The sequence below is a fragment of the Bdellovibrio bacteriovorus genome (assembly GCF_041888015.1).
Classification (GTDB): domain Bacteria; phylum Bdellovibrionota; class Bdellovibrionia; order Bdellovibrionales; family Bdellovibrionaceae; genus Bdellovibrio.
Window position 1 is genome coordinate 1,553,366 of the sequence record NZ_CP168968.1, and the last position, 25,542, is coordinate 1,578,907.

Genomic DNA, 25,542 nt, shown 5'->3' on the forward strand with positions numbered 1-25,542 from the left:
CGCTCCAAGATGTCTGTCAAGGCGAGAGATGGTTTTTAAGTAAACAAATGTTTAGAGTATTTGCTTCCCAGGCGAGAGTTCTTTGGTCGTTTAGCCGGCGTGGGGAACTGCTCTGATGAAATGGGTGTTAGTGATTTGAGAGCTAACTTTTGTCCATCGCTGCGTGCGTTGTTTATTACCTTTACTGCGAAGTCATACCAAGTTTGATACTCTTCGAAACAGAGATGGTATATTCCCGGAGAGGCGAGCTCGCACTTCGACTGTAAACTCTTGACAAGGTTCGCAGTGGCTTTTGCGACATCTAGTGCATCCGTTGGGGCACCCCACTGATCGTTGACTATGCTCAGTTGCTCTCTTTCTTTTGCTAGGCGTAAGATGGTTTTTGGGAAGTTGTTGCCCCAAGGACTGTAAACCCAAGATATTCTAAAAATATACGCTTTGCATCCTGATTGTAGAATAGCTTCTTCACCTTTCAGCTTGGTCGTTCCGTACCAATTTATTGGGTTCGGCAATGCATCTTCAGTCCAAGGTTCGTGACCATCACCTTGAAATACGTAGTCGGTTGAATAATGTATTAAGCAGGCGTCGTTTTTTCTGCACCAAGAGGCAATAATGCCTGGAGTGGTGGCATTAATCTGAAGGGAAGAGTCCTTTTCACACTCAGCTTTGTCGACAGATGTGTAAGCGCTAGCATTAATAATAACTTTCGGCTTTATTTCTTCTAACTGCTGGATGACTGATTCAGGATTAAGGAAATTTGCAATATCACTTCCAAGGAAGGAAGCCTGGGGCAAGTGGTGCGAGAGGGCTGTCGCAACTTGACCATTTTTTCCAAAAACTAAAAGCATGAAGTTACTCCCTCTGAGATTTCGTAGGATAGACAATAGCAAGTGTGAGTGATGGAAGTCCTGTTTTTTCTCGCCAAACTTGGTGCGTCAAGTGTCGTTGTCGACGAACCGTATGAAGTCAATATAGGATTGAAGGTGGTAATGGGGATAATGCTATGAGAGTGCTAGTTACAGGTGGGGCGGGATATATCGGCTCTCACACCGTGAGTGTGTTACTGAGGTCTGGGTATCAGGTTGTTGTTTTTGACAATATGACTACGGGTTTTAGAGCGGCAATAGGTGCTGGGGTTGAATTTGTTAATGGAGATGTCCGCAGCGTTTCCGACCTCGGGAATGTGCTTCAAAAATATTCGATAGACGCTGTAGTTCACTTCGCGGCGAAGCTGGTAGTGCCAGAATCTATTGTTCAGCCTGTGGAATACTATCAAAACAATACGGCGGGAGTATTGTCATTGTTGCAGGCATGTATTGCAAATGGCGTCAGAAAGATTGTGTTTTCATCCACTGCTGCCGTATATGGGGATGCCCTTGCCAGTGGGATGGTTACGGAAAACTTACAGGCTAAGCCGCTAAATCCATATGGATTTTCTAAGTTGATGAGCGAGCAGATTTTGCGGGACTGTGAAGAACCGCATGGCATCCGCTCCGTCTGTCTCCGCTACTTCAACGTCGCAGGTGCCGCCGAAGACGGTAAAAACGGCCAGCGCACCGCCAACGCCACGCATCTGATCAAAGTGGCCAGCCAAGCCGCCTGCGGCAAGCGAGCTTCTGTCGGGATTTTCGGAACAGACTACCCAACTCCAGACGGTACCGGTGTTCGCGATTATATCCATGTTGAAGACTTAGCAGACCTGCATGTCCTGGCGTTGAATTACCTCAACGAAGGCGGTAAATCCGAAATCTTCAACTGCGGCTACGGCCATGGTTTCTCGGTCAGGGAAGTCATCGACACTGTTAAAAAAGTCAGTGGAGTGGACTTCAAAGTCGAAGAACAGCCAAGACGAGCAGGGGACGCTGCCACCTTGGTTGCGGACTCTTCAAAAGTACGCAAGGCCTTCAATTGGACACCCAAGCGAGACAATCTTGAGCTGATTTGTCAAACAGCTTATGAGTGGGAGCGTTCTTTAGGATAATAGGGTTATGCCCAATTGGAATATCCTAAACCAACGCTCAACAGAGGACATTTTTCATAAAATTCAACAGATTGCTGCCGTAAGAGGGAGTAAGACAAACATTCCCTTGCGAGAGGCGATTTCCGCAGCATCTGATGGTTTTGTCGGACATACAGATACTTTTACATTGTCGAAACATACAGAAGATCAGCAGCTCTGGGGTGGTTTCCGTTTGCGCCCTTATAAGGCTGACAATGATGTCACCTGGCTGAACACATCGGAGCCAACCCAAACCCTCCGTTAGGGCGCCTGAACTATGCAGGCGTCCCTATGCTGTACCTGAGTCTTGCTCCGCAAACTTGTTTTTATGAGTGCGATGCAAAGGCTGGGGATCAATTTTGGATGGGGTACTTTGAGCATCTAGATCATCATCCATTGAAGGAAGTGCGCTTCAAAATGGTTGGTCTTATTGATGAGCTTCCTGGGCTTATACGTCATACGACTCCAGAGAAAAGAATGGTTCCCCCGGAGCTTCAGTTTTCCTCGCAGGGGCGCCTTAGTAACGAGATTATTCATAGTTATATTTGCAAAATGTTGACCTGCCATCAGGCTCAGGACGCAGACATTTATAAATTAACTAATCTCATCGGAGAATACTTTTTGAATGATCCGAGCTATGTGGGGGCTTCAAAACAGATTCAGGCTCTCTCGTATCTGTCGGTAAAGCGAGGGGCGCAGCATCTGAACATTGCCATGAGCCCTGAGGTGGCGGCTCGGCATTGTTCCGCGACTGCAGTATACCTTGTGAAAGTGAATTCTATTTCTGAGGATAGTGTTTCTTATAAAATTTTGAGAAAAAGCCAATGTATTCAGGAAGACGGTGGGGTTGTTTGGTGAGAGAAAAAAGGTACGCCGTACCTTTTTGCAGCCCGCTGCCGCCAATAGTATTTACATAAAATTTACACATTAAACATTTGCTTGTGTTACTGGCTCTTGATATATCGATTTCGATAGGACGCTTATGTAAGATCAAATATATTAGACTTAAATGGGTTATATTATAGCTATGGTTAATATATTGACTATTTCGAGGGGGTCACATATAATGAATTCAAGGATGCGTTCATGGCTAATACTCTAATAGAGAAAGTTAGTTCCATGGAAGGTCAGATAGAAATTGAAATCTGGTCAGACGATCTTCAGCATGCAATTGTTGGCCACCCTGAAGTGACTATTGAAAAAGTAAAAGAAGCTTTGAAAGATCCATCAAAAGTCATTCAAAGTAAAAGCTCTGCGAATGTATGCCTCTTTTACTCTGTAGAGATCAAGATCAGTGAAACAGAAGATTTGTATTTTTGTGTAGTTGTTGCGGTTACTGGATCTGGTAAAGGAAAATTAGTTACTGCCTATGATGCAGACTTTATGAAAACCGGAACAGAATTGTACTCAAAAAAGTAGGGAGATAAATATGAATCTTAAATACTTGTCCGAAAATGAACTCATGTACATCTACTTTGAAAGTAACGTTCCAAATACTCAAACTTGTACTGGTCATGAAGGCATTTATAAATTTGTGGCCAAGGCCGACAAAAATAAGATCGTTGGTTATGAAGTTGAAAATGTTTCTGATAATTTAAATTACGTTTTGACGAAGCTAAATCTTAATAGCAAGCAAAAGCTAGCTATTTGCCTCTACTTTCTTCGTGAACGCCAAGGAAAGACTCAGGAGCAAGTTGCAGAGTCTCTCGATATTTCTCTCAGTAAATATAAAAGCCTAGAGAAAGCGGATCACAATATCAACTTTGATACTTTGGAAAGTATATTTGAGACTTTTCCTAATGAGCCGATTCTCGAGACTGTTTTTCATAAAGCAGGGTAGGTGAGTTAGATTAATTGGGGAGCAATAAGAAATTGTTGCATGGTCAAGCTGTCGAGGCATTCCTGCCTGGAAGCACATGGTCAATACTAGGACTTTTGCGTAGCTTCAGACAGTGGTATCGTGGCCACCATGAAAGTCCTAGTCACCGGCGGTGCCGGATACATCGGTTCTCACACAGCACAAGCACTTATGAACGCAGGTCATCAGGTCATTATCTTTGATAATATTTCGACCGGCTTTAGCGAAGCCATTCCGATGGGAGCTGAGTTTGTTCAAGGCGATGTCCGCAATCGTGACCTTCTTGTTGATGTTCTAAAGAAGTATTCAGTCGAAGCGGTTATCCAATTTGCAGCCAAGCTGATTGTGCCGGAGTCCATCGAAAAACCGATAGACTACTACGAAAACAATACGATGGGGGTCTTGGCCCTGGCTCAGGCTTGTGTCGAGACTAATGTTAAAAAAGTCGTCTTCTCATCAACTGCGGCAGTTTATGGTGATGCGACAGTTGATGGACTTATTGCAGAAGAAGCCCCGAAAGCACCTTTGAATCCCTACGGCTCCTCCAAACTCATGAGCGAACAAATCCTCCGCGACTGCGAAGCTCCGTATGGTATGCGATCTGTCTGTCTACGTTACTTCAACGTCGCAGGTGCGGCCGAAAATGGTCAGAACGGCCAAAGAACAAAAAATGCCACGCACCTGATTAAAGTCTCCAGCGAAGCCGCCTGCGGCAAACGCGCCTCCGTGGGAATCTTCGGTACCGACTATCCAACTCCAGACGGTACAGGTGTTCGCGACTACATCCACGTCGAAGACCTCGCAGACCTGCACGTCCTGGCACTGCAATACCTGAACGAAGGCGGAAAGTCCGAGATCTTCAACTGCGGCTACGGCCATGGCTTTTCAGTTAAGGAAGTAATCAACACAGTAAAAAAAGTCAGTGGAGTGGACTTCAAGGTCGAAGAACAACCAAGACGAGCAGGGGACGCAGCCACTTTGGTGGCAGATTCATCAAAAGTGCGCAAAGCCTTTAACTGGACACCAAAGCGAGACAATCTCGAACTGATTTGTAGAACCGCCTACGAGTGGGAAAAGAAGTTGTCTTAACTAAGGTGGCCGGTCCTCGATAAAACGGTCTTGATTTACATATAATTTACATATACATTCTTGTGGCTTTTGAGGGCCAGATGGCATTCTTATGCCATCTGGGGTTGTTTTTGAATTGATCTGGATTATTTCATGTTATTTATTTTTATCAAATGTAATATATATGATACAATAGTCGGGTGGCTTAATGTCGTTTAAAGACACTTTTACTGCTGAGGTTCCGACTGAGGTCATAGAGGACGCTGCCTATACAGAATGGGAGAGTGATCTTGACGGCTCACTTCTACCAAGAGTTCTGGCTGCGCGTGATATGATCGAGAGCGAAGGAATTGTCACCAATGTGAAGGATAGCTAAGTCAGATTGAGGTGAAGTATGCGCAGTGTTGCATTTGAATTGAATGAGGAAAAAACGAATACTGACAAGCGCCGGGCGGGCATTAAAGAAAAGCTCGGGCAGCCGCAGTTCGTTCTTGAGCAGATGGCGCAGTATTTAAAAGACGGGGATGTAGCATCTATCACTGATTTGATAGCATCTTATATTTCAAATTCTCCGAAGTATAAGAATCAAGAGCAATTCTCCACTGCCATCGGAACTACTCGCCAAACACTTCATCGTATGCTTTCTCATAGCGATACGGTCTCTATAAAGGTGTTCTTTAGGGCAATTGAGCAAATTCACTCTGACAGTAAGTAGGGCTACGTCTTAATAAGATTGGTATGCGAACCATGATATCTGTCACAAGTATTGTGCTGTCTGGGCCTGAGTGTCTCTGTTTGGGATTATTTATAAAAACACAGTAAATACTTATACTTATAATTAAGTATTGCTGATTATTGTTTTTAGGTATACAATTATGTATATAGATATGTATGTATTTGAGTTTATAAAGTGAGATGCCGATACGTATATAGAGGTGAGGTAGCCATGCAAGTCGGAAAATTAAAAGACGAGAACAGTAAAATGCTGGAGAGTCATGAGCGTTATGGATTTAGCAATAAGACTAAGATGATGGATTATGCTTTGGATCTATTACGTGATCGAGTGAAAAAGGAGCAACGACGAGCTGCGCGCGAAGAGATGTTGAATCTATATGTGAAGTCATCGCCAGAGAATTATTTTGCAGGAATTGATGGGGATGACTTTGAGTAGCTATTCGGTAGGAGAAGTTGTTTTAGTGGATCTTGATCCAACTAAGGGGCATGAGCAGAAGAAGACCAGGCCTTGTATGGTAATAAATGTTCATCCTAGGCTGGCACTTATTACTGTGTTTCCTATTACCGATTCCAGTGGGAAATCCGGAAAAGTTTTTGTCGAAATCAAAGATGTTAAGTCTGCAGGGCTTCATAAAACGTCTGTTATAGATACCTACCAAATTAGGACTCTTTCGGTGGATAGAATCATCCAAAAAATGGGCTCAGTATCTGAAAATGAAATTTTCGAATGCAGGAAGAGTCTCGCGCTAATTTACGAGATCGATGAAGATCATTTGAATTAATGTCAATGGGACATTAAGCACATCTTTGAAGAAACGAATTAGACGAAAAAGTGGTATGTCGGGATTTCCGACGCACCACTCACCAAGCTGGTGACCACATCTTCAAAAAAGTTTCTGGTCAAAAGAACCCTTATTTTTGACCAAATAATATTAAAAACAATAGCTATTTTTGACCAATTTTTGAGGTTCGCAGGGTTCAGAGATCCATTCTGCAGACCTATCAGGATGATTTTTCCGAATACGCAAAGCATAGTCAGGTTGATAGAGTTAGAAGAGTTTTTAACTTTGTGCCTGGGCACCGAAGTGGATTTTGTTATATCCAAACAAGAAGTGATTCTGCCTGTTGAAGTTAAGTCAGATGTTTCGGGGAAGATGAAATCTTTAACTGTATTTATGGCGGAACGAAGAAAATTGCCTCGTGCATTGCGAATCAGCTTGTTGCCTTATGGGAGTGAGCTCGTTGAGGCAAGTATTGCGGGTATGGATACCCCAGCCGTATTCGAGTTGCTGGCAGTTCCTCTATATTTGATTAATCGAGTTTATGAACTGGCATAATGCGGGGCCTTGGCTCGGCCCCGTGGCCCACTTATGTTGCCTCCGAGCAACTTTCCTCCCTAAGTCCTGTTTATTTCGCTAAAAAGTTGCCTCAAGACAACTTTTAATGGACTTTGCCGTAAAGCCCCATAAAATGTTTACTGTAGGCAACTTTTTGGAGGCTAAGTGGAATATACGCGTATTACAAGCTCATCTCAACTCGCGGATGAAGTTCGAAAGGTTCGTAAAGAGCAGGGGATTACAAGCGAAAAGCTTGGTCAGTACGCGGATCTTTCCCGTTATGCGGTTTTGAATTTCGAGAATCAAAAGTCAGACATTAAGCTTTCTACACTTCTTAAAATACTGAAGCTTTGCAATATCGAGATCTACATCAAGGTAAAAAGAAAATGAAAAAGCCCTTGAATGTCTTTTATAGAAAACTGCATGTCGGAGTTCTGCAAAAAAAAGAAGATGATACTCTAGGATTTACTTACTCTGCGACTTGGCTTGGAAATAATGAAAAATTCGCGCTATCTCCAGCATTGCCTTTGCAAGAAGAGCAGTTCAACAATCGCCTTACTAAGTCATATTTTGATAACCTTCTTCCTGAAGGGGAAACACTAAAAACATTTGAACAGATTCTTAAAAAGAGCTTCGAAGATCCCTATCAAATTTTGGAAAGCTATGGACTTGATTGTGCTGGGGCTCTTGAAATAACGCCTTTTGAGGTTCCTCCGGATATTGCTAAAAAAGGGGATCTGGAAAAGATCTCTTTTGATGAGATTGATCAAGTTATCGAAAATAAAGACAGCCTATACGTGCACAGTCTTGTTAAGCACAAAGGAAGATTTTCATTGGCAGGGGCTCAGGATAAGATCCCTGTGATCGTTCAAGATGATGAGATTTTTCTCCCTACTGATGCCAGACCAACGACCCATATTTTGAAGCCCCCATCCCGAATTTCAGGCGTGTTAAATTCAGTACAAAATGAATACCTTTGTATGCGCCTTGCACAATTGTGCAAACTGAATGTTCCGGCAGTTAAATTGGTGGGCAAGGAGCATTTATTGTTCTTGGTTGAACGCTACGATCGAACCCTAGTAAAGGGACAGGTTGAAAGACTGCACCAGTTTGATCTATGCCAAGCCCAAGGTTATCCATCTGCCGAAAAGTACGAGGAGGATGGTGGTCCTAGTTTTGCTCAAAATTATAAGACAATCGAGAAAGTTTCTGACGATAAGATAAATGATTTGGAAGCTGCGCTGAAGTGGTTGGCCTTTAACCTTTTAATTGGAAATAATGATTCTCATTCCAAGAACCTGTCATTCTTGTATGTTGATGGGGAAACTCGATTAGCTCCGATGTATGATCTTCTTAGTACAAGCATTTATAAAAACATGTCGTCTGATTTTGCCTTTTCAATCGGTGGGCAGCGGGACTCTTCTAGGATGAAGAAAAAGAATTTCGAGATGCTGGCAGAAGATCTCGGCTTCGAAAAGAAGAAAGATATTTTCCTGAAGGTGATGACTTCTATGGTGTTCTTGATACAGCAGCAGGTCGAAGTTCTATGGGGCGAGATTTCGGGTGATGACAGATTCAAACATATTCAAAAGGACTTAAGGGCCGAGATTCAAAGTCGTGTGAATCTCTATAAAAATCTTTAGCTGGAAGTGGGTGTGTCTTATGTAAGGCTTTGGCGAAGAGAACCCTTATTTTTGGCCAAGTGAAGCTAAAAACAATAGCTACTTTTGACCGAAAATAGAACGTCTGTGCTTAAAAGGTACCTCTTTGGCAACCCACTGCGGCCGGGTTAATTTACATAAAATTTACATATTAAATATTTGCTTGTTTTGCGAGCTCTTGATATATCGATGCCGATATCCATGGGTATGTATGGAGGCTGATTTTAGGCAAAAAAAACCCCAGGCTTCGATCACCTATATTTCAAGGGAGAGGAACTTCCTGGGGACTACCTAAGCAATATCGGTCTTTTGGGAGTTAAATGCAAGGCCAATTAAAAACAGCACGTCTCATTTCGCGAATTTCTAGAGAAAGATTAAGTGGTTACGGGTACTTGGAGGGACAGCCATTAGATTTAGTTATGGCAAAGTACCTTTGGAATTGCGCTTTGTCAGAGTCTCTATATGAATCCCTGCATTGGTTAGAAATTGCCCTGAGAAATAACATCCATTCTGCGGCCACCAGCACATGGGGTAGCTCATGGCTTACCAATGGCCAACTGTTAAGTCCTGAGCAACACATGGTGGATGAGGCAATTGAGCGTCTTCAGCGTGAAGGGAAGAGCTTTAATCCTGAAGATATTATGGCGGCACTAAACTTCGGATTTTGGACGTCATTGTTTCGAAAAGATTATGAACAAAAACTGAGGCCTCTGTTGCCAAAGATGTTTCCCTATGTAACTCCGTCCTCGGACCGAACACGAAAAAATATTTCTGATAGATTGAATACAGTTAGGAAATTTCGTAATCGAGTTTTTCATTTTGAGCCGATCATAAATTATAAGGCGGATGTGCGTTACGGAGAAATTCGTCAAACAATTGAATGGATCGCCCCAGAGTTGATTCCATTTTTGGAACTTAACTGTGGGTTTTCTTCTGAGTTTGCAAAGGGAAATACCCACTACCTGCCTGCTGTGAAAGGAATTTTAGACTTTATGGAGTAGGCCTTAGAGGGCGCCACTGGCACCCTCTTTCTTTATAAACCCGTGATGGCTACTGCTCCGGCGCCAAACTCACAGAAGTGAAGTTCAACCCCGCAAGATTCGCAAACCAAACATCGCCATCCAAATACTTATCCGCAGCTGTTGTCTGGGACTTAAACGTTGAGCCCGGCAGGAAGAAAGCCAAAGTGCCTGTGCCTTTTGTGATTCCCGGATTGCCAGCACAAGCATTTGCAGCCGGATCCGCGTCCAGAGCAAAACAGCTTGCTGTTCCCGCAGAAAGGTTCGCCGCTTCCACCACGTTCGCACGGACGGCATCCGAAGCACTGTACTGAATTCCCGTCAGTCCAGTTCCGGAAGTCATAGATCCCTTGATCGTGCTAAGGCTTGAATAGAAGGTGCCACCGTTGTCATAGATATCAGAAATTGCCCCCTCAATAGATTCAGGGATGATTTCACTGGTGCCATCTAAAAGATCCAGCATCACACGATAGTGACGGCTCCACCCGCAAGAACCACCGCCACAGCCGACAGCATCGATACGATCAAAGCGACCTTCATAGGCAAACCGTTTGTTGGCTTCATCCAACTTTACAGAATAGACGTCTTCATCATTGGCAACACCTTGGCCGTTGTTGGAAACAGCCAGCTCTGTGATGCCGTCAGACACTTTTACTTTCGCTCGGTAATACATGTCGCCGATTTCCAGCACCAGGGAGCTGTCGTAGTATTCCCCAGAAAGGGTCGAGGCCGTGACGTTCACGTTCATCGAACAGCTTGATTGTCCCTCGCAAGGTCCATCAGAAAGTTGTCCGGCCTGGAAGCAGCCATTGCCTTCAGATAACGTCACATCAATAGTGCGTTGAACGCCGTCCCATTGCATACCTTGTTTTTCCAGTGAACAGCTGAGGTTACCGAAAAGACCAAAGGCCCCTTGCAAGCTATCCGGAGACCCCGTGTCTTTGGCGATAAAACAGAAAAACTTCATGCCAGTGTAAGCGTGATCTGACGAGGACATCTTACATTCTGAAGATCCCGGATCCCAGCTTCCGCCGGCGTTCGTGCATGCTGTGCTATCGGCGGTCACTGGTTGGAACAAGGGCTCGCCGTGAACACCGCATTTGGTATCAATGCCGTTCATTGTATGAATGCTGGCGATAGAAGCGCCGTTCATGGCGGCATTCATGTTCGTGCCAACCTCTGAAATTTTTGAACTCAGAGAAGCCACGACGCTCGAGGGTTTTGTTGCTGAAACCGTCGTCGTCGAGCCGTCATCAGCCCCGCCACCCGAGGAACACCCTGCCATCAATAGTCCAGTCAATGCCATTAATACCTTTGTAGAATACTTCACCGAAAAGCTCCTTGATTTAGTCATTACGTCCAGAACAGACGTGAATCTATCGGTGGGGGGCGGAACTCAATGAGGGGTTTTTACGACTTGTAATCCTATTGCGAGTCTATTCAAGATTACTGTCTCATCTTAGATAGGCACATTTGAAATCGCTTGCATTGCAAGCTCCCGAAGTGTTGACGCAAGAGCAAGTGTCTCATTTTCCCTCCGGAAGTCCTGAGGTTTTTGTCAAATAACCGAAACTCGTTTTGCGTCGGGTTTAAGTTCTTTAGCGTAAAAGGGAGTGCAAACAGAAAAATGAGGAGAAACTTCAATGAAGAGCATTGCAAAAGGTTTTATGGGCACCGGATTTTTAGTACTACTGGCTGGTTGTAGCGGTGGTGGGGGCGGGGGCGGTTCCAGCTCTGGTGTCGCAGGGAAGGCGAGAATTGGGCAAATTGGTTCAACTTCGGTGAACCTGATGGCTGCGCCTAAGTGGGGCGATGTCAAGGCGAGTACAGGTAAATACTCCTGGGCCAAAATGGAAGGTATGAAAATTCAGCTCCTATCAATCGCGGGGAATTCTTCGACGGGCTCGAACAATTTTAAAACTTTCGAAACACCTAAAACATTGGAACTAGGTGGTGACACTGCGGTCATCAAGTTCGAAGAAGATATTGCTGTCCCGGAAGGTACTTATTCCGATGCGGGAATTAGATTCAAGAACGATGTTCAATTGAAAGCCTTCTGCCGAACAGCGAACGGTTGCTATTACACGACAGCCAGCGGGGTCAAGAAGGTTGCGACCGCAAGTTGCGGTGATGCCGTCGATCTTTCTAACGACTATGGGTACTATGCAGTAGGAAAAATGCTTCCAGATCCGCACTATGGTAACGAGATTATGGAGTACAACAAGCTGACCTACAGTGTTGCTGCCGGACAGACGCCATATCTGAATCTTTTGGTGGACACATCCTATACGGTCACTTGTGCCGATGAAACGGCTTTGCTTGATGATGCTACCGATGCTGGTAAAATGCCGCCGTTTAATTGGGGTATGTCGACAGGTAATTTCAGTGACTACTATAAAGGACAAACGGGGAACTTTGCATTCAGCTATGTTCCACTGTTCACTTATCTTTCAACAACAGCTGACGAGGCCCTGCCAATTGGCGAGACTTATGCTACGTCTGCTCAAAGCGCCGATGTCCCCGACGCAAGTGAAACCTTTGACATGGTGAACTCACTGATTACAACGATTGCGTTTGACGCCAATGGCGAGGTGATCGCGGCTCGTAGTCGAAATTTGACCCACAAAGATGGTACTACGCTGAATCAGGGATGGTCCGGATTTAAAAAGACCGGTTCTGCCTATGAGATGATGAGTGGAGAACACTATGCCGGTTCCATCGGGGACTATTCTGATGCCCGCTGGCTTCAAGATCGCAAGATCACAGGTTTTGAGAGATCCGCCGATTTCACGTCACGACAAACTATCAATGTCACTAATGGTCCAGACTGTGGCAAAAATCTGAATGGCCATAATTTGAGTTGTTTAAGCTCAGACATCCCAAGTTATTGGAAGCGTATCAAAAGATAGGTCTTGAAAAAGGTGCCTTGGGTGATTTTCGCCAAGGCACTTTGCTCAGGCTTTGGGGTATGCTGAAGATCGATTTATACAATTGGCATTGCAAGACCAACTGATGCATGCGGGTCTTAAATATAAAGTGCAGGTGTCTTAAGGGAGCATTTCGCTCCCTTGCTTTTTAAACTAACGCGGACTCTAAAGACTTCGAATTCTTCAAGAGGTTGACTTGCGTTAAATTTACATATAATTTACATATATGTTCTGTGTCGGCTATTTCGGTATGTATATAATATTACTTATTAAAATAATGATCTTTAATTTGGCGCTTAGTGGGGGAGTGTAGAGATCTTGATAAAAATGTACATTTATTGTACTTTTTTATCAGGAGGATTTATGGAATCTACTGGTGGAACTGAGTTTAGAGCTAATTTGAAAGAGTGGCTTGATGTGGCAGACACTGAAGTTGTGAAGGTAAATCGTCCTGGTGGAAAATCAGTGGTGATTTTGAATGCCGAAACTTATGAAAATCTTATGCTTGAGTTGGCGGAGCTTCGAGGTGTTCATAGAGGTTTACTGGCCGCAGCCGAGGGGCGGGTTGTTCGCGGAGCTGAGGTCGGGAAGATCCTTTCGGAAACTATGGGTAAGGCAAAGGCGTCAGCAAGAGCTAAATATAAGAAGGACGTTGCTGGTTGAAAGTTCCTCCGTATACTGAAATTCTAACGGATTCATTTAGTGAGGATTTTGCACTCATTGTTGCTTACATTATTGAGTCGAATATTAGTGCGAATTATGACATTGAGTTCGCAATTGGAAAAACCGAGCAGTTTGAACGTGAAGTGAAGGACTTAATTAAGGATCTCACTTTATTTCCGGAGCAGGGTGTGATTTACGAAAAATCGTCTGTTCGTGGAAAGCCCATCTATGACGGTCGTTATTCTGTTAGATGGGTTGTTAACCACAATGGTCGAGAGATAAGTTTGATTGCCATACATGACAACGAAAGACCCAAAGATCTTCGTTATAAGAATGCCAAATCTGATACTTAATTAAATATAAAGTGCAGGTGTCTTAAGGGAGCATTTCGCTCCCTTTTTGTTTTTAATTTAACGCAGATTCTAGCGGGCCTGAGGTCTTCATTGAGTGATCAAGATCCAACAAGTAAGAGATCACGTCCTTCGCACTGTAAGAAGTTTTTCCGTCAGTTAACATCCGCGTGACATTGTTCAAGTCATCACCCGCCGTCAGCAAAGAAATCTCTTCCTGACCACCGGCTTGGATCTGCCCCATACCCACGTCCGCCATCAAAGCATTGCAAAGACATTTGCGGCCGACGGTGTCTTCAAGCAAGCCACCTTTTTTAACATAGTCATTCACCGGCTCTGCAGGACAACGCTGACCAATGCTGCCGTCTTCTTTTTGATACGCATGACGAAGGTAACCCAAGTCACAAATACGTTTGCGGCTGGCATAGATGGATTCTTCAGAAATGGTCCCTGGCAAACGAGCTGCTTTAAACGGGAACCCCGTTGGTGAAGAACGAGGATCTGTAAAGATCCAACCACCTTCCGGAGCTTTTTCAGTTAGAATGGTTTTCAGAGCATTTTCTTTCAGCTCTTGTTTCACGCCGGATTCTTCAGAGAAAGCAAACAGCGTTCCCACTTGAACTCCGTGAGCCCCCATCGCACGAACTTCCTGCAATTTTTCTGGAGTGGCATAGTAACCTGCCATCCAGAACGGAAGCTCCAGTGCCGCCATTTCTTTTAAGCACACTTCGTCGCGCTCGCCATAAATAGGCTCGCCCTTGTCATTTAGCTTCATCGGTCCACGTGGGGGCGCATTGTGACCGCCCGCCAAAGGACCTTCGACGATAAAGCCATCCACACGGCCCGTGGATTTCTTTTTCAGATTCGCGGCCAGGATCGCAGAAGAAACAATCGGGAAGAAATATGGACGCTTCAGCGGCTCTAGAACTGTGTCTTCCATGACCTCTTGAGGATCAAAGAAAGTCATAACGTCTTCAGCAGCGCCTGCCACCGGAACTTTCAAGCCGGCTTTTTGGTTTTGGCTAAGCAAATCCAAAGCCCCTGGGATTTCACGAGGAATTCCGGCACCCATGATAACGTAATCAACGCCCGCAAGCAGGCCGCCATAAAGACAGGCCAGATTCGGCAGAACCACTTTTTCCAAAAGGTTTAAGCCTACAACGCCGTTGTGTCCTTCGCGTGCCAGCCAAACTTCCACGAAGCTGGCGGCAACGGTCAGTTGCAGAAGAAATTTCGGTGATTCGACAGAGAACATCGGAGGACGTTTGTAAGCCTGATGTGGTGGACGCCCACCTTCGATGAAATAGGTATCCAGAATTTTCTGAGCAATGTTTTGAGAAGGGAAGGCCTTTAGGGCGCGACGGCAATCGCCCGCTAGGTCCCCGTCCTGAAGACGGCGAACCAGCACCGAGTTAATAGCAGTTCCAGAAACCACGCCCAACTGACCTGTTTGAGAAACTGTTTTTGCCAAACGCCAGTCAGAAACTGCGATCCCCATGCCACCTTGAATTACGATCGGATGATTGTATTGCATCCGAGCAATCTATTGGCCCCCGAATTAAGTCGCAAATAAAAATAATCTGTTTATAGCATTTCTAATGCTCTGGGTTATTGGTTTTGAGGTCGCAATTCGGATAGGGCAATGGCCCTACGCTCTTGTGTAGAGGGCTTGCATCTCAGTGCGTAATTTGCATATCCCCGCAGAATCACTCAGCTATAAAAGTATGGCTATTTGCCATACAATAGGTATAATATATGAAGCGTATTAATGCGGACAAGAACCGCAAAATTCAACGTGAAAGAGGGCATTCTATTGAGGAGGTCGTCACGGGAGGAGTTTTGCTGGATGTTCGAGCGAACCCCAAATATCCAAAGCAGTTCGTGGAAATCTATTTTTTAAAAGACTATGTCTGGGCAGTGGTTACCGCGGAAGATCCAGAGAGATATATTACGATGTATAAAAGTCGTAAGCTGAAAAAGGAATACGGCCTATGAGAAAAAAGAAAATTCCGTCACAGAAAGAGCTGGAACAAAACTTTTCGAAGTGGAAAAGCGTTGGCGGCGACAAGATGGCAGCGGTAGCCGCCCGAAATGAAGCCCTAAAAGTTGAGAAAGAGAAGAAGGAAGCAAAATTCACAGCGCGCTTGACTGTGGCTGACTTTGAGGGCTTCAAAGCCGTCGCCGAGCAGAAGGGCATTCCCTATCAAACTTTGTTGGGCTTTGTTATTCATGGTTACGTGCAGGGGCGTCTTGTGGATGTCGAGGAGATAAGAAAAGTGTTTCCAGCGATGAAATTGAAAAAAGAAGCATAGCTAGAACCTAATTCTAATCCCAATTCCTGCGTCCAAATCCACGTCAGTGTCTGGCGCGACATCTAAAGCCAGCGAAAGCTCGCCGAAGAACTCAAGGTTGGGATTATTGATCTTATAGACCAACCCCAATGGAGCCCGGGGGCCGATGGCTATGTCCCCATCGTGTTTGCCACTGTTTATCGAAATCAATCGAACACCCAAGCCATAATACATCTCAATCGGACCGCTGCGTTCGACAGAAAAGACTCTTGCGCGGTCCCACAAATAAGTTCCATGCACATGAAGTCCTGAATGATGACCTGTGGAATAGGCGATGGCGCCTTCCACGGAGTGTTGCCCGTCAAGGCTTGTTCGTCCTGAAAAGCCCGTCGGGTCGCCGAGCACCACGCCTAGGGCGCTTTCGGCTTGTGCGCTGTTGGTTATCATCAGTGATAGAGCAAGCATCGATGCTGTCATGTACTTCTTCATGAAGTCCTCCGCTGGGGTTTATTATCCCGAAGCCCACAGGGAATTCCAATGAAAACACCGAAATGTTTCAAGCTGAATAGGGTGTCTAGAACTTTAACAAAAAAAGCCTACTTTTCCAGAAGCCCTTTACGAAGATACTCAATCATAAGTGATTGATATTTTTTGCCGTCCGCTTTGGCTTTTAACTTGAGACTTCTTAAAATATTTTCCGGAACCCGCAGGCTGATGGCTACTGTGGGTTCGTCAATTTGGGAAGACATCACTCGCATGTCCTCAAGAAATCTTAGGGCGGATTCAGGAGAAATTTTCTGCGACTTTTCTTTTGATGAGGCTTTACTCTTTTTCACGCAACTTGGCCTTTATATTTTCGATGTCGATCAGATCTTGGGGGCGCTGTATATACATGTATATACAATTGCAACACTAAAGGAGTTACTCTCTCAAAATGAGAATTTTGTCATTTCGGGGCTAGCTTCGCTTCTGAATCAGCAGTTCCTTATATCCTGTGTGGCCGTCGTTTTCTCTCTGGAATGTCAGGTCACGATTTTCCAGCAGCATGATCTCGGCTGTTGTATAAATCTCTGACCCATCCATTAAATGCCCACCGACGACTTTACCTTCAAAGTCGCTGATAGAAATATGCAGATGCGCGGCCGTGCTGTTGACAGTTCCGCTTAAGGAGACGATCTCAAAAGGGCCTTGAAACTCGACAACATCCTTGCCATTGGACAGGCGCAGGTGGGCCTTGTTCAGGCTCCCGACAGCGCTGACCACGCAGGCCGCATGCAGGTGATGCAACTGGCAATAGTAAATAAGCTCTTTTTTAAGGTCCTGCCCGGGTCTCAAACGGAAACAATAGCTGGTTACGGAGCTGGAAAAAGGTTCAGTTGCCATAGCGGGCCCCCATATTAACGAAATGAAAACAAACTTTTATAAACTTCAACTTTGTCAGGCTGTCTGATGGGAGTATCATAGAAGGGTAGCTCGTAACTTCCATTCAAGACAGGCACCTTATGAGAATATATTCTGATATCACAAAAACCGTTGGTCAAACCCCCTTGATTGAAATGCAAAGAATTGGAAAGGGTTTGCCCGGTAAACTCTTGTTGAAGCTTGAATTCTTTAATCCTTTGGGTTCGGTGAAGGATCGCATCGGCCTTGCCATGATCGAGGACGCTGAACGCAGCGGGAAGTTGAAATCCGGAATGACCATTATTGAGCCTACCAGCGGGAACACCGGTATTGCGTTGGCCTTTGTGGCAGCAGCAAAAGGTTATGAGATCACTTTAGTCATGCCTGAAACCATGTCGCAAGAGCGTCGTACACTCCTGCTGTTGCTGGGAGCCAAAATCGTCCTGACGCCAGGGCCTTTGGGAATGAAGGGCGCTATTGCCAAATCCATGGAGTTACTGGAAAAAACACCGAACTCTTGGACTGCGGGGCAATTTGATAATCCGGCCAATCCAGCGATTCATAAAGAAACCACGGGGCCGGAAATTTGGAACGACACTGATGGCAAAGTGGATATGGTCATCAGTGGGGTGGGTACCTCTGGAACGATCACGGGTGTGGGCGCGTTCTTGAAATCCAAAAAACCAAGTGTGAAAATGATCGCGGTTGAGCCTGTGGAAAGTCCGGTGCTTTCAGGCGGAAAGCCGGGGCCGCATAAAATTCAAGGCCTGGGGGCGGGGTTCGTTCCTAGTGTTATGGATCGAAGTGTTGTTGATGGAATCGAGCAGGTATCTTCAGAAGAATCCATTAAGCTGGCTCGCGAGGTTATTAAGGCTGAAGGTATTCCGGTGGGAATTTCCTCTGGTGCGGCGATCGCTGCAGGTCTTCGTCAGGCTGCCAAAGAAGAAAATCGTGGCAAGAATATCGTTGTGATCATCCCAAGCTATAGCGAACGTTATCTGTCGACATTGCTGGCTGAACAAGAGCGCCAAGAGGCGCAAGGCCTGCAGGTTTCGGCAGTGGATGAAACTTATTTGAACAAGGTGAAGTAAAAGAGATGGTGCCCTTTGTAGTTCCAGCGAAAGAAAAAGTTCTGTTGAAGATCGGTGAAGGGATGACCCTTCCGGTAACCTCTTCGCAGTTTGATATCTTCGTGTGGAATGTTTATAAAGGGCAGCGTGCGGCTTTGTTTGAAAATGATTTCAAACGACTGGGGCAGAATAAGGATTTTATCTTCCTGCAAGAAGCTTTGCTGGATCAAAAGATGCCGCAGATTTGGAGGAATGATTTTTCCTCTTACGAATGGCATCTGGCGCAGAGCTTTCACTACAAGAAAGACCTTTCCAGCACAGGCGTGGCGATTGGCTCACGGCTTACGCCGCAGTCGGTGGATTTTATCCGCTCGAAAACTCGGGAGCTATTCTGGCTGACGCCCAAACTGACTCTTTTCAGTGAATATCAATTCGGCGATAAGAAGGCTCTTTTTGTCTGTACCCATGTTTTGAATTTTGTGACCCTGAATGCGTTCACGGCATCGTTGTACGAAATCGCCTCTCGTATTTCGCTGTTTGATGGGCCGATTGTGCTGGCCGGGGATTTCAACACTTGGAACTTCAAGCGCTATATGATTATGAAAAGCATCTTCCGGGACTTGGGACTGGAACATCTGGATCTGGAAGATGATGGACGTATTTTGAAGTTGGACCATGTCTTTGTGCGCGGTTTTGAAGTTCTAAAGGCCAAAGTTCACCATACCGTGATGAGCTCTGATCACTTCCCTTTGGAAATCAGTCTGAAGGTTCCCGGTTCTTTTTAGGGTCTACGGTGCGTTAGGCCTATTCTATTTCATAGCGAGAAAAATTGCTGACATTGGTGATGACATCATCAAGCAGGCCCGCTTTGCCGTCTTGGCCTGATTTGCCATCGGGACCAGTGGCTCCTTGAGGGCCAGCGAAGGCATTGCGGCATTTGTTAAATGGATTGTCGCCGGGAGCTCCGCCTGGACCGCCGGGTCCCCCTTTGCCGCCAGCGCCACCGCGACCACCTAGGCCGCGACGTTGCCCGACTTCAAGTTTGAACTGGGTATGGTCGTCGATAATGGCGGTCAGGACGCCACTGTTGCCACCGGTGCTGCCACTTTCACCTTGCTGTCCTAGAGATCCGGGAGTTCCCTGTTCTCCATTGGTGGGGTTGGAGGTGCAATCGATTTGGGAGGCGCCTCGGCAAGGGCGTCCGTCATCGTTGACGCAATACTCGGTGAAGTCTTTGATAGCGCCATCGCGACCTTTTTTGCCAGCTTTTCCAGGGGCGCCATTAGCGCCTGCTTTGCCGTCGATACCATTGAAACCAACCATCGCCACACGCAGGTGACCGACAGCTTTTTGGGCTTTGATTTTAATATCTGAACCTTTTAGGAACTCAATGCCAGTTGCGATGCTTTTAGGATTTGTCGTAAGGATGTGAGCTTCACGTGGATGCATACGAGATGTGTTCTGATCAATGGGTGAGCCAATGATAATCTTTTTTGCTGACAGTGTTAGGTTGAAACCATTTGTGATAATTCGCCCCGCATCTAGGAAGTACATGCGATTCGCAGTAAGAAGAGAATCTTGATCAAGATGTTTTTCTTGGCGGATTAAGAGGTCTTTTGGTGAAGTCAGTTCTGCTGAAAAAGCCGAACTTTCTCCACCCAGTTTGTTAAGGGCTACTAGATGGACTACAACTTTAGTGTCGTACATGGTCGCTGTAGAATAGCGGTTTGTTTTGACTATTTGGTACGGCTGACCATCCAAACTCACTTTCATCGCCGGAACATCTGCAGGCCACGATATTTCTAGCTGATAAAGACCGGGCTCTTCGTCCTCTAAGAACGTGATTTTGACATTTTGATCATTCAACTCGCCGGTGAAGGAAACCTTTTCGATAGTTTCAATCACGTCAGTGTTTGTAGTGGCCGAGCTCGGCCCTTTGCCGTCGTCTTTTTTAAACGCACAAGCACCTAAAAGTAAGCACAGTATAAATATGGGAGCTACTTTTAAAGTCACAGCGACCTCGCTAGGAAAGTTCGGTGTGTTTATACAACGGAGTGACCTAAATAAGCGACTGTCAGGATTTTAGACAGGCAGATATTTCACTGCTGTCTAAGAGTTCAGGGGGGGATAAAGTGGGGATTCAAGCTCGAAGCTCCTCTTAAGACAGGCGAGGGCTTAGATGCTCTTCAGGAAGGCCCTGAAGCTGCGTTTACTGACAGTCATCAGTTCAGCCCCAATGGACGCCCCGAATAGCCACAAGACCGCACTTTCCCAAGTGACTTCGTGACTGATGGCCGAGAAGACCCCTAAAGAAATCAAGGCCACGCTGGCGATACTCAGCACACGTGTGCGCACAAGCACCAGCCATTCTTCGCGGTTTAAGAAGAAACGGGCCAGTAAGAAGGTCAGCGCCAGATAGTACGCGCCACACAGCGAATGACAGAACAAGGGGCTGACATCCATAAAGGTGTGCATCAGATCGTGGCCGGTGTTAAAAAGCGTCAAACCAAATTGCGAGCACGAAGCCATGGTCAAGGCCGTTCCGACAGCGTGAGCAAATCCCAGCTTCGTAGCGACTTTCCACGCTGACGGCAGTTCTTGCGCCAAGGTGACATTGATTTTATTCAAGACAAACGAGGAGCCCGCAGGGGAGCGATCTTCAGTAAATGACTGGAAGTCTTTTTTTAGATCTGTCATTTCGATGCTCCTTTCGCTTTATGTCCTCGCAGAAATTTCAAGCTGCGTGAAACAATCTGGCGGACGTTGCTTTCCGATTCCTTCAGCAGGGCTGCAATTTCATCATACTCCATCTCGTCCAGATAACGGAGTTTCATGACTTCTTGTTCCCGGGGCTTGAGGTCCTTCAATAAGGCCGCTGCCTCTTGGCTGTCCTCTATATTAGGAGAGGGGGCGGCCGTTTGTGACAGGGATTCTTCCCATTCGAGGAAATCTTTAATTTCACGATTTCTATAGTCTTTTAGCTCACTTCGGGTGATCACATAGAGCCAGGCCAGGGCCGAGTGCTTGGGGTCATAGAGGTGTTTTTTGCGATAAAGCTGCAGAAAGACGATCTGAAGTAGATCCTCAGCACGCTCCTGAGGCAGGCGGCGTTTAAGCGCGTAGCTTAGAACACGGCCCGAGTGTCTTAAATAGAGGATGTCCAAGGCTTTGCGTTCGCCCTCAGAGAGTTTAATTAATAGATCCTCGTCACTCAATTCGTTCATCTGTCCTGAAGGTACGCCGTCCTTTTTTGGAAAGCAATGCATCGTTAAAAGGAGAGATGAGCTTCTTTTAAAAATGATTTTGCCCAAGTATTGAGCAAAACAGCCTCTAATGCGGCGCGAATTCATTTGGTACGGGCCCCTCCTAGATTGACTCGGTGTAATGAGACGGGGTAACTCTAAGCCTTCGTAATTAAAACGAGAAATCATAAACGGAGTGCAACAATGTTTAGTGAATCTTTACTGATTTCTCCTGCGATTGCAGGGGTCGTTGGTTTGATCGTTGCTTTGGCTCTGTACCTTCGCGTGAAGGCACAACCAGCGGGCAATGAGACAATGAATCGTATCGCGACTTACGTTCGCGAAGGTTCTATGGCTTTCCTTGTGCGTGAGTACAAGGTTCTTTTCGTCTACGCAATCGTCGTAGGCGCAGCTCTTTGGTTCGCCTTGGGCGGAATCGCAGCGGGATCTTTCATCCTGGGCGCATTCTTGTCTTTGCTTGCGGGCTTCTTCGGTATGAAGGCGGCAACTTATGCCAACGTTCGTACCTCTCAAGCCGCAGCTGGCGGTTCTAAAGCGGCAGCTTTGCTAGTTGCTTTGGACGGTGGCGCTGTAATGGGTCTTTCCGTTGCAGGTCTTGGTTTGATCGGTCTTGGTGGTTTGTATGTTTGCTTCCAGGGTGATGCTCACCTTGGCACAATCCTTCACTCCTTTGCAGTGGGTGCTTCCTCTATCGCTCTATTTGCGCGTATCGGTGGTGGTATCTACACGAAAGCGGCAGACGTTGGTGCCGACATCGCTGGTAAAGTTGTAGAGAACATCCCTGAAGACGACCCTCGTAATCCTGGTGTAATTGCTGACAACGTTGGTGACAACGTCGGTGACGTTGCTGGTATGGGCGCAGACATCTATGAGTCCATGGTTGCTGCGATCGTATCTGCTATGGCGATTGCTTTGACAATCCCTGCAGAAGGTTTGTCTGCTTTGATGACGGGTGCGGATGCTGAGACTGTGCGTATTGCCGGTGTTGCATTGCCAATCTTGTTGTCCACTTTGGGTTTGGTTATTTCTATCATCGTGATCTTTGCCGCTCGCGCGTTCAAAAACGGCAAGCCTGCAACTGTATTGCGTAATGCTTTGATCTTCCCTCCAATTCTTTTGACTATCGCTGCTTACATCATTCTTCCGATGTTCGGTATCAGCCAGACTGTGACTGTGGCTTTGGCTGCGGGTGCGTTCGGTGGTGCTTTGATCGGTTTGATCACTGAGTACTACACAGCGGCTCGTCCAATCCGTCTGGTTGCTGAAGCAGCTTTGACTGGTGCGGGTACTGGTGTGATCCGTGGTTTGGCAGTGGGTATGGAATCCACAGCGATTCCAATGATCATCGTAGTTGTTGCTGCTTACGTTGCTGACCAAGCTTTGGGTCTATACGGTATCGCAATGGCGGCAGTAGGTATGTTGGCTGGTACAGCAGTTGTTATGACTGTTGATGCTTACGGTCCTATCGCTGACAACGCGGGTGGTATCTCTGAAATGTCAGGTCTTGGTAAAAACGTTCGTGACATCACTGACGAATTGGATGCAGTTGGTAACACAACAGCAGCTATCGGTAAGGGTTTCGCGATCGGTTCTGCGATCTTGACAGTTCTTGCTCTTTTCTCTGCATTCAACATGGAAGTAAACCATGTGCGTGAAAAAGCAGGTCTTGCAAAAATGTCTTTGGATCTGACTTCTTCCGGCGTTCTGATCGGTATCTTGTTGGGCTCTATCCTTCCATTCCTGGTTGGTGCGACAACAATGACTGCGGTTGGTAAAGCGGCTCAGAAAATCGTTCAAGAGATCGCTCGTCAATTCAAAGAAATCCCAGGTCTTCGTGAAGGTAAAGCGGAACCACAACCAGCTAAGATCGTGGACATTGCAACTCAGGCTGCATTGTTTGAAATGATCCTGCCAGGTATGATCGCGATCCTTGCTCCAGTGGCAGTTGGTTTCTTGTTGGGGCCTCAGGCTTTGGCAGGTCTTCTTGCTGGTGGTTTGGCTGTCGGTGCAACTATGTCCTTGTTCATGGCGAACGCGGGTGGTGCATGGGATAACGCTAAGAAATTCATCGAAAAAGGCGGCCTTCCAGGTCATCCAAAAGGTTCTGACGCTCACAAAGCAGCGGTCGTTGGTGACACTGTCGGTGACCCGTTCAAAGATACTTCCGGTCCTGGCGTTGCGATCTTGATCAAAGTTATGTCTGTCGTATCTTTGTTGATCGCTCAACTAATCGCTACTATTGGTGGCTAGTCGGCTCCGGCCGAGGAGGCTGAAGGTGCCGTCAGGCACCACAAGCTGGACTTCATTCGGAAATTCAAAACCCCACAGTCGAACAACTGTGGGGTTTTTCTTTTTTGTCCACAGGACTTGGGGCTATTCTTGCTTCAAGTGTGTGACAGTTATTCTGTCTGACCTTATAAACAAAATATGCATAAGCTCACTCTTGCACTTTCCGGAAGCATTTTTGTTTTTGCACTTTCATCCTGCGGAGGCATCGGTACTTATATTGGCCCCGAGCAGGAGCTTAAAGTAATTCCTCAAGACATGTTTTATCAGACGACAGGCAACTGCTTACAAGGTGATCTGGAGTTCATTCGTCTGCAGGCGGGTGGGATCAAGCTTTGGACAGATCCTTCGGCTATCTTGATGGCCCAGCAAGAGTTGTATCTGCATCAGGATCTCAGTTTTGATATTCGCTATCGCGAGTTTGATGTGTCCGGTGTGACATTCGATAAAAGAATGCACTCGAAAGTGGCGCTAGATCCAGCAACCGGATCAGTCAGTTTGCCTGGCTTAGGGGCCGGAAAAGTCATTGAAGAAAATGGCCGGAAATATCTGGAAGTGAATTTTAAACACAGTGTGAACTCACCAGAACTGGTGGGGAAAACAGCTCGATTCAGAATATCAAAATCAGATATTGGACTCGATACGGATCGAGTCCAATATTGTGGTTACTAGGCTTTTGCTGCCAAAACCCAGATTCCGACCAGAATAAACAAGCTCCCAGAGACATATTTCATAATTTGGGGGCTTAACATAGCTCCCAAGAACTTTCCAAAGATCACACCCAAAGCCCCGGCAAGCCCCAAAGCCAATACCACGGCAACCATCACTGTCATGGTGGACTTGGTTTGTGAAGATGCGGCAAGAGCAGCAAATTGGGTCTTGTCTCCCATTTCAGCCAAGAATATCGTGATAAAGGTGCTCGCAAAAATCTTCCAGTCCATGTGGGTCCTTTTCGGTAATAATGAAAACCTAGTGATAAGAGCTTAGGTGAGGGATGGCAAGTTTGAAAAGTCGATTTATTTCAGCCATGGATCTTTTGCAGGAGGAGGCTTCCAAAGGAGACCTCACTTTGCGAAGAGTCTTCGACTTGCTTGGGGAAGAGGGGCATGCCGTTCTGGTATTGTTCTTGTGTTTGCCTTTTATGCAGCCGATTCCCATTCCTGGACTTTCGACCCCTCTGGGATTTTTGATTTCTTTGGTGGCGATATTCTTGTTTCGACAAAAAGCCCCGTGGTTACCTAAGAAGTTTGAGAATCTTAAAATCTCAGCGGACGTGGTGATCAAGGTTTCTGAAGTGGCCGAGAAGATATGGACCTATGTGTCTCGCATTGTGAAAGAGCGCCTGACGCTGCTTCACGACTTCTGGGCGTTTCGATTGGTCAATTTGGTGGTCTTTATCGGCAATGCGATTTTGCTGTCCTTACCGCTTCCCATTCCTTTTTCCAACACAGTGCCAGCAATTGGCATTATTTTGTGCGCTATCGGGCACATGGAAAAAGACGGAGTTTTTATCCTTTTCAGCTACCTGTGGTGTCTTATTGTTGCAAGCTTCTTTGCAACGCTGGCCATGGGCGCGATTCACTTCGTTTAATCCCACCTAGGTCCAGATGTCGC

At 46.1% G+C, this 25,542-nt stretch carries 33 protein-coding genes; 23 read left to right on the forward strand and 10 right to left on the reverse strand.

Features of this window, described 5'->3' with window-relative positions:
* Window positions 1-35: 35 nt before the first annotated feature.
* Window positions 36-848, reverse strand: a complete 813-nt coding sequence (rfbD, locus tag ACES2G_RS07485) for a dTDP-4-dehydrorhamnose reductase (RefSeq protein WP_374001723.1) — start codon at window positions 846-848, stop codon at window positions 36-38.
* A 155-nt stretch (window positions 849-1,003) separates the two neighbouring features.
* On the opposite strand from rfbD, the gene galE (ACES2G_RS07490) reads away from it, so the two are divergent.
* From galE (ACES2G_RS07490) to ACES2G_RS07550, 13 genes are all read left to right on the forward strand, one after another.
* Window positions 1,004-1,981, forward strand: a complete 978-nt coding sequence (gene galE, locus ACES2G_RS07490) for a UDP-glucose 4-epimerase GalE (protein ID WP_374001724.1) — start codon at window positions 1,004-1,006, stop codon at window positions 1,979-1,981.
* Between the two features lie 7 nt (window positions 1,982-1,988).
* Window positions 1,989-2,264, forward strand: a complete 276-nt coding sequence (locus ACES2G_RS07495; RefSeq protein ID WP_374001725.1) for a hypothetical protein — start codon at window positions 1,989-1,991, stop codon at window positions 2,262-2,264.
* A 26-nt stretch (window positions 2,265-2,290) separates the two neighbouring features.
* Window positions 2,291-2,857, forward strand: a complete 567-nt coding sequence (locus ACES2G_RS07500; RefSeq protein ID WP_374001726.1) for a hypothetical protein — start codon at window positions 2,291-2,293, stop codon at window positions 2,855-2,857.
* A gap of 228 nt (window positions 2,858-3,085) precedes the next feature.
* Window positions 3,086-3,418, forward strand: a complete 333-nt coding sequence (locus tag ACES2G_RS07505) for a hypothetical protein (RefSeq protein WP_374001727.1) — start codon at window positions 3,086-3,088, stop codon at window positions 3,416-3,418.
* 10 nt (window positions 3,419-3,428) lie between these two features.
* Window positions 3,429-3,839 carry a helix-turn-helix domain-containing protein gene (locus ACES2G_RS07510; protein ID WP_374001728.1) on the forward strand — a complete coding sequence of 137 codons (411 nt, stop codon included), beginning with the start codon at window positions 3,429-3,431 and terminating at the stop codon, window positions 3,837-3,839.
* 129 nt (window positions 3,840-3,968) lie between these two features.
* A complete protein-coding gene (gene galE / locus ACES2G_RS07515; RefSeq protein WP_374001729.1) occupies window positions 3,969-4,946 on the forward strand; it encodes a UDP-glucose 4-epimerase GalE in 978 nt (325 codons plus the stop codon).
* Window positions 4,947-5,319: 373 nt separating this feature from the next.
* Window positions 5,320-5,640 (forward strand): hypothetical protein, encoded by a 321-nt coding sequence (locus tag ACES2G_RS07520; protein WP_374001730.1) that lies wholly within the window; start codon window positions 5,320-5,322, stop codon window positions 5,638-5,640.
* A gap of 231 nt (window positions 5,641-5,871) precedes the next feature.
* Window positions 5,872-6,096 carry a hypothetical protein gene (locus tag ACES2G_RS07525; protein WP_347359020.1) on the forward strand — a complete coding sequence of 75 codons (225 nt, stop codon included), beginning with the start codon at window positions 5,872-5,874 and terminating at the stop codon, window positions 6,094-6,096.
* Complete coding sequence (locus ACES2G_RS07530; protein ID WP_347359021.1) at window positions 6,089-6,442, forward strand: type II toxin-antitoxin system PemK/MazF family toxin; 354 nt, start codon at window positions 6,089-6,091, stop codon at window positions 6,440-6,442. The genes ACES2G_RS07525 and ACES2G_RS07530 overlap by 8 nt, the downstream gene beginning before the upstream one ends.
* 225 nt (window positions 6,443-6,667) lie before the next feature.
* Window positions 6,668-6,997 carry a hypothetical protein gene (locus tag ACES2G_RS07535; protein WP_347359022.1) on the forward strand — a complete coding sequence of 110 codons (330 nt, stop codon included), beginning with the start codon at window positions 6,668-6,670 and terminating at the stop codon, window positions 6,995-6,997.
* A 165-nt stretch (window positions 6,998-7,162) separates the two neighbouring features.
* Window positions 7,163-7,387 carry a helix-turn-helix transcriptional regulator gene (locus tag ACES2G_RS07540; protein ID WP_347359023.1) on the forward strand — a complete coding sequence of 75 codons (225 nt, stop codon included), beginning with the start codon at window positions 7,163-7,165 and terminating at the stop codon, window positions 7,385-7,387.
* Window positions 7,384-8,640 carry a type II toxin-antitoxin system HipA family toxin gene (locus tag ACES2G_RS07545; protein WP_374001731.1) on the forward strand — a complete coding sequence of 419 codons (1,257 nt, stop codon included), beginning with the start codon at window positions 7,384-7,386 and terminating at the stop codon, window positions 8,638-8,640. The genes ACES2G_RS07540 and ACES2G_RS07545 overlap by 4 nt, the downstream gene beginning before the upstream one ends.
* A 437-nt stretch (window positions 8,641-9,077) precedes the next feature.
* Entirely contained in the window at window positions 9,078-9,659 is a 582-nt protein-coding gene (locus tag ACES2G_RS07550; protein WP_347359025.1) for a hypothetical protein, read from the forward strand.
* A 49-nt stretch (window positions 9,660-9,708) separates the two neighbouring features.
* Here ACES2G_RS07550 and ACES2G_RS07555 read toward each other — a convergent pair whose 3' ends face one another.
* Window positions 9,709-10,983, reverse strand: a complete 1,275-nt coding sequence (locus tag ACES2G_RS07555; RefSeq protein WP_374001732.1) for a hypothetical protein — start codon at window positions 10,981-10,983, stop codon at window positions 9,709-9,711.
* Between the two features lie 337 nt (window positions 10,984-11,320).
* Here ACES2G_RS07555 and ACES2G_RS07560 point away from each other — a divergent pair, with 337 nt between their 5' ends.
* The 3 genes from ACES2G_RS07560 to ACES2G_RS07570 all read left to right on the forward strand — a co-directional run bounded on the left by ACES2G_RS07560 (window position 11,321) and on the right by ACES2G_RS07570 (window position 13,620).
* Entirely contained in the window at window positions 11,321-12,586 is a 1,266-nt protein-coding gene (locus tag ACES2G_RS07560; RefSeq protein ID WP_374001733.1) for a hypothetical protein, read from the forward strand.
* 381 nt (window positions 12,587-12,967) lie between these two features.
* The gene (locus tag ACES2G_RS07565) at window positions 12,968-13,267 is read left to right on the forward strand and encodes a type II toxin-antitoxin system Phd/YefM family antitoxin (RefSeq protein WP_374001734.1); all 300 of its coding nucleotides are present in this window, start codon (window positions 12,968-12,970) and stop codon (window positions 13,265-13,267) included.
* Entirely contained in the window at window positions 13,264-13,620 is a 357-nt protein-coding gene (locus tag ACES2G_RS07570; RefSeq protein WP_374001735.1) for a hypothetical protein, read from the forward strand. The genes ACES2G_RS07565 and ACES2G_RS07570 overlap by 4 nt, the downstream gene beginning before the upstream one ends.
* Window positions 13,621-13,672: 52 nt before the next feature.
* Here ACES2G_RS07570 and ACES2G_RS07575 read toward each other — a convergent pair whose 3' ends face one another.
* Window positions 13,673-15,151: a nitronate monooxygenase gene (locus ACES2G_RS07575; RefSeq protein WP_374001736.1), complete on the reverse strand. Its 1,479-nt coding sequence runs from the start codon at window positions 15,149-15,151 to the stop codon at window positions 13,673-13,675.
* Between the two features lie 221 nt (window positions 15,152-15,372).
* On the opposite strand from ACES2G_RS07575, the gene ACES2G_RS07580 reads away from it, so the two are divergent.
* Both ACES2G_RS07580 and ACES2G_RS07585 read left to right on the forward strand, forming a co-directional pair.
* Window positions 15,373-15,612 (forward strand): toxin, encoded by a 240-nt coding sequence (locus ACES2G_RS07580; protein ID WP_374001737.1) that lies wholly within the window; start codon window positions 15,373-15,375, stop codon window positions 15,610-15,612.
* Window positions 15,609-15,929: a hypothetical protein gene (locus ACES2G_RS07585; RefSeq protein WP_374001738.1), complete on the forward strand. Its 321-nt coding sequence runs from the start codon at window positions 15,609-15,611 to the stop codon at window positions 15,927-15,929. The genes ACES2G_RS07580 and ACES2G_RS07585 overlap by 4 nt, the downstream gene beginning before the upstream one ends.
* Here ACES2G_RS07585 and ACES2G_RS07590 read toward each other — a convergent pair whose 3' ends face one another.
* The 3 genes from ACES2G_RS07590 to ACES2G_RS07600 form a co-directional block, all read right to left on the reverse strand.
* Window positions 15,930-16,385, reverse strand: a complete 456-nt coding sequence (locus ACES2G_RS07590; RefSeq protein ID WP_374001739.1) for a hypothetical protein — start codon at window positions 16,383-16,385, stop codon at window positions 15,930-15,932.
* 119 nt (window positions 16,386-16,504) lie between these two features.
* Window positions 16,505-16,657 (reverse strand): CopG family antitoxin, encoded by a 153-nt coding sequence (locus ACES2G_RS07595; protein WP_347359034.1) that lies wholly within the window; start codon window positions 16,655-16,657, stop codon window positions 16,505-16,507.
* 208 nt (window positions 16,658-16,865) lie between these two features.
* Window positions 16,866-17,291 carry a PPC domain-containing DNA-binding protein gene (locus ACES2G_RS07600; protein WP_347359035.1) on the reverse strand — a complete coding sequence of 142 codons (426 nt, stop codon included), beginning with the start codon at window positions 17,289-17,291 and terminating at the stop codon, window positions 16,866-16,868.
* A 119-nt stretch (window positions 17,292-17,410) separates the two neighbouring features.
* Here ACES2G_RS07600 and cysK point away from each other — a divergent pair, with 119 nt between their 5' ends.
* Window positions 17,411-18,400, forward strand: a complete 990-nt coding sequence (gene cysK, locus ACES2G_RS07605) for a cysteine synthase A (protein WP_374001740.1) — start codon at window positions 17,411-17,413, stop codon at window positions 18,398-18,400.
* A gap of 5 nt (window positions 18,401-18,405) precedes the next feature.
* Window positions 18,406-19,164 carry an endonuclease/exonuclease/phosphatase family protein gene (locus ACES2G_RS07610; protein ID WP_347359037.1) on the forward strand — a complete coding sequence of 253 codons (759 nt, stop codon included), beginning with the start codon at window positions 18,406-18,408 and terminating at the stop codon, window positions 19,162-19,164.
* 19 nt (window positions 19,165-19,183) lie between these two features.
* On the opposite strand, the gene ACES2G_RS07615 is transcribed toward ACES2G_RS07610, so the two are convergent.
* From ACES2G_RS07615 to ACES2G_RS07625, 3 genes are all read right to left on the reverse strand, one after another.
* Window positions 19,184-20,392, reverse strand: coding sequence for a hypothetical protein (locus tag ACES2G_RS07615; RefSeq protein WP_374001741.1), 1,209 nt, complete (start codon window positions 20,390-20,392; stop codon window positions 19,184-19,186).
* 162 nt (window positions 20,393-20,554) lie between these two features.
* Window positions 20,555-21,076, reverse strand: coding sequence for a hypothetical protein (locus tag ACES2G_RS07620; protein ID WP_374001742.1), 522 nt, complete (start codon window positions 21,074-21,076; stop codon window positions 20,555-20,557).
* Entirely contained in the window at window positions 21,073-21,729 is a 657-nt protein-coding gene (locus ACES2G_RS07625) for a sigma-70 family RNA polymerase sigma factor (protein ID WP_347359040.1), read from the reverse strand. The genes ACES2G_RS07620 and ACES2G_RS07625 overlap by 4 nt, the downstream gene beginning before the upstream one ends.
* A gap of 96 nt (window positions 21,730-21,825) precedes the next feature.
* Between ACES2G_RS07625 and ACES2G_RS07630 the strand changes: the two genes are divergently transcribed.
* Complete coding sequence (locus ACES2G_RS07630; protein ID WP_374001743.1) at window positions 21,826-23,892, forward strand: sodium-translocating pyrophosphatase; 2,067 nt, start codon at window positions 21,826-21,828, stop codon at window positions 23,890-23,892.
* 177 nt (window positions 23,893-24,069) lie between these two features.
* On the forward strand, window positions 24,070-24,600 hold the full coding sequence (locus ACES2G_RS07635) for a hypothetical protein (RefSeq protein ID WP_374001744.1): 531 nt from the start codon (window positions 24,070-24,072) through the stop codon (window positions 24,598-24,600).
* Here the strand turns inward: ACES2G_RS07635 and ACES2G_RS07640 are convergent.
* A complete protein-coding gene (locus ACES2G_RS07640) occupies window positions 24,597-24,869 on the reverse strand; it encodes a TMEM165/GDT1 family protein (RefSeq protein WP_374001745.1) in 273 nt (90 codons plus the stop codon). The genes ACES2G_RS07635 and ACES2G_RS07640 overlap by 4 nt on opposite strands.
* A 53-nt stretch (window positions 24,870-24,922) precedes the next feature.
* Here ACES2G_RS07640 and ACES2G_RS07645 point away from each other — a divergent pair, with 53 nt between their 5' ends.
* Window positions 24,923-25,519: an exopolysaccharide biosynthesis protein gene (locus ACES2G_RS07645; protein WP_374001746.1), complete on the forward strand. Its 597-nt coding sequence runs from the start codon at window positions 24,923-24,925 to the stop codon at window positions 25,517-25,519.
* The last annotated feature ends 23 nt before the right edge of the window (window positions 25,520-25,542 follow it).

Bases quoted from the DNA above. Each gene is read 5' to 3' on its own strand.
- rfbD (WP_374001723.1), bottom strand. From the start codon at position 848: ATGCTTTTAGTTTTTGGAAAAAATGGTCAAGTTGCGACAGCCCTCTCG.
- galE (WP_374001724.1), top strand. From the start codon at position 1,004: ATGAGAGTGCTAGTTACAGGTGGGGCGGGATATATCGGCTCTCACACC.
- ACES2G_RS07495 (WP_374001725.1), top strand. From the start codon at position 1,989: ATGCCCAATTGGAATATCCTAAACCAACGCTCAACAGAGGACATTTTT.
- ACES2G_RS07500 (WP_374001726.1), top strand. From the start codon at position 2,291: ATGCTGTACCTGAGTCTTGCTCCGCAAACTTGTTTTTATGAGTGCGAT.
- ACES2G_RS07505 (WP_374001727.1), top strand. From the start codon at position 3,086: ATGGCTAATACTCTAATAGAGAAAGTTAGTTCCATGGAAGGTCAGATA.
- ACES2G_RS07510 (WP_374001728.1), top strand. From the start codon at position 3,429: ATGAATCTTAAATACTTGTCCGAAAATGAACTCATGTACATCTACTTT.
- galE (WP_374001729.1), top strand. From the start codon at position 3,969: ATGAAAGTCCTAGTCACCGGCGGTGCCGGATACATCGGTTCTCACACA.
- ACES2G_RS07520 (WP_374001730.1), top strand. From the start codon at position 5,320: ATGCGCAGTGTTGCATTTGAATTGAATGAGGAAAAAACGAATACTGAC.
- ACES2G_RS07525 (WP_347359020.1), top strand. From the start codon at position 5,872: ATGCAAGTCGGAAAATTAAAAGACGAGAACAGTAAAATGCTGGAGAGT.
- ACES2G_RS07535 (WP_347359022.1), top strand. From the start codon at position 6,668: ATGATTTTTCCGAATACGCAAAGCATAGTCAGGTTGATAGAGTTAGAA.
- ACES2G_RS07545 (WP_374001731.1), top strand. From the start codon at position 7,384: ATGAAAAAGCCCTTGAATGTCTTTTATAGAAAACTGCATGTCGGAGTT.
- ACES2G_RS07550 (WP_347359025.1), top strand. From the start codon at position 9,078: ATGGCAAAGTACCTTTGGAATTGCGCTTTGTCAGAGTCTCTATATGAA.
- ACES2G_RS07555 (WP_374001732.1), bottom strand. From the start codon at position 10,983: ATGGCATTGACTGGACTATTGATGGCAGGGTGTTCCTCGGGTGGCGGG.
- ACES2G_RS07560 (WP_374001733.1), top strand. From the start codon at position 11,321: ATGAAGAGCATTGCAAAAGGTTTTATGGGCACCGGATTTTTAGTACTA.
- ACES2G_RS07565 (WP_374001734.1), top strand. From the start codon at position 12,968: ATGGAATCTACTGGTGGAACTGAGTTTAGAGCTAATTTGAAAGAGTGG.
- ACES2G_RS07575 (WP_374001736.1), bottom strand. From the start codon at position 15,151: ATGCAATACAATCATCCGATCGTAATTCAAGGTGGCATGGGGATCGCA.
- ACES2G_RS07580 (WP_374001737.1), top strand. From the start codon at position 15,373: ATGAAGCGTATTAATGCGGACAAGAACCGCAAAATTCAACGTGAAAGA.
- ACES2G_RS07585 (WP_374001738.1), top strand. From the start codon at position 15,609: ATGAGAAAAAAGAAAATTCCGTCACAGAAAGAGCTGGAACAAAACTTT.
- ACES2G_RS07590 (WP_374001739.1), bottom strand. From the start codon at position 16,385: ATGACAGCATCGATGCTTGCTCTATCACTGATGATAACCAACAGCGCA.
- ACES2G_RS07595 (WP_347359034.1), bottom strand. From the start codon at position 16,657: ATGTCTTCCCAAATTGACGAACCCACAGTAGCCATCAGCCTGCGGGTT.
- ACES2G_RS07600 (WP_347359035.1), bottom strand. From the start codon at position 17,291: ATGGCAACTGAACCTTTTTCCAGCTCCGTAACCAGCTATTGTTTCCGT.
- cysK (WP_374001740.1), top strand. From the start codon at position 17,411: ATGAGAATATATTCTGATATCACAAAAACCGTTGGTCAAACCCCCTTG.
- ACES2G_RS07610 (WP_347359037.1), top strand. From the start codon at position 18,406: ATGGTGCCCTTTGTAGTTCCAGCGAAAGAAAAAGTTCTGTTGAAGATC.
- ACES2G_RS07620 (WP_374001742.1), bottom strand. From the start codon at position 21,076: ATGACAGATCTAAAAAAAGACTTCCAGTCATTTACTGAAGATCGCTCC.
- ACES2G_RS07625 (WP_347359040.1), bottom strand. From the start codon at position 21,729: ATGAATTCGCGCCGCATTAGAGGCTGTTTTGCTCAATACTTGGGCAAA.
- ACES2G_RS07630 (WP_374001743.1), top strand. From the start codon at position 21,826: ATGTTTAGTGAATCTTTACTGATTTCTCCTGCGATTGCAGGGGTCGTT.
- ACES2G_RS07635 (WP_374001744.1), top strand. From the start codon at position 24,070: ATGCATAAGCTCACTCTTGCACTTTCCGGAAGCATTTTTGTTTTTGCA.
- ACES2G_RS07640 (WP_374001745.1), bottom strand. From the start codon at position 24,869: ATGGACTGGAAGATTTTTGCGAGCACCTTTATCACGATATTCTTGGCT.
- ACES2G_RS07645 (WP_374001746.1), top strand. From the start codon at position 24,923: ATGGCAAGTTTGAAAAGTCGATTTATTTCAGCCATGGATCTTTTGCAG.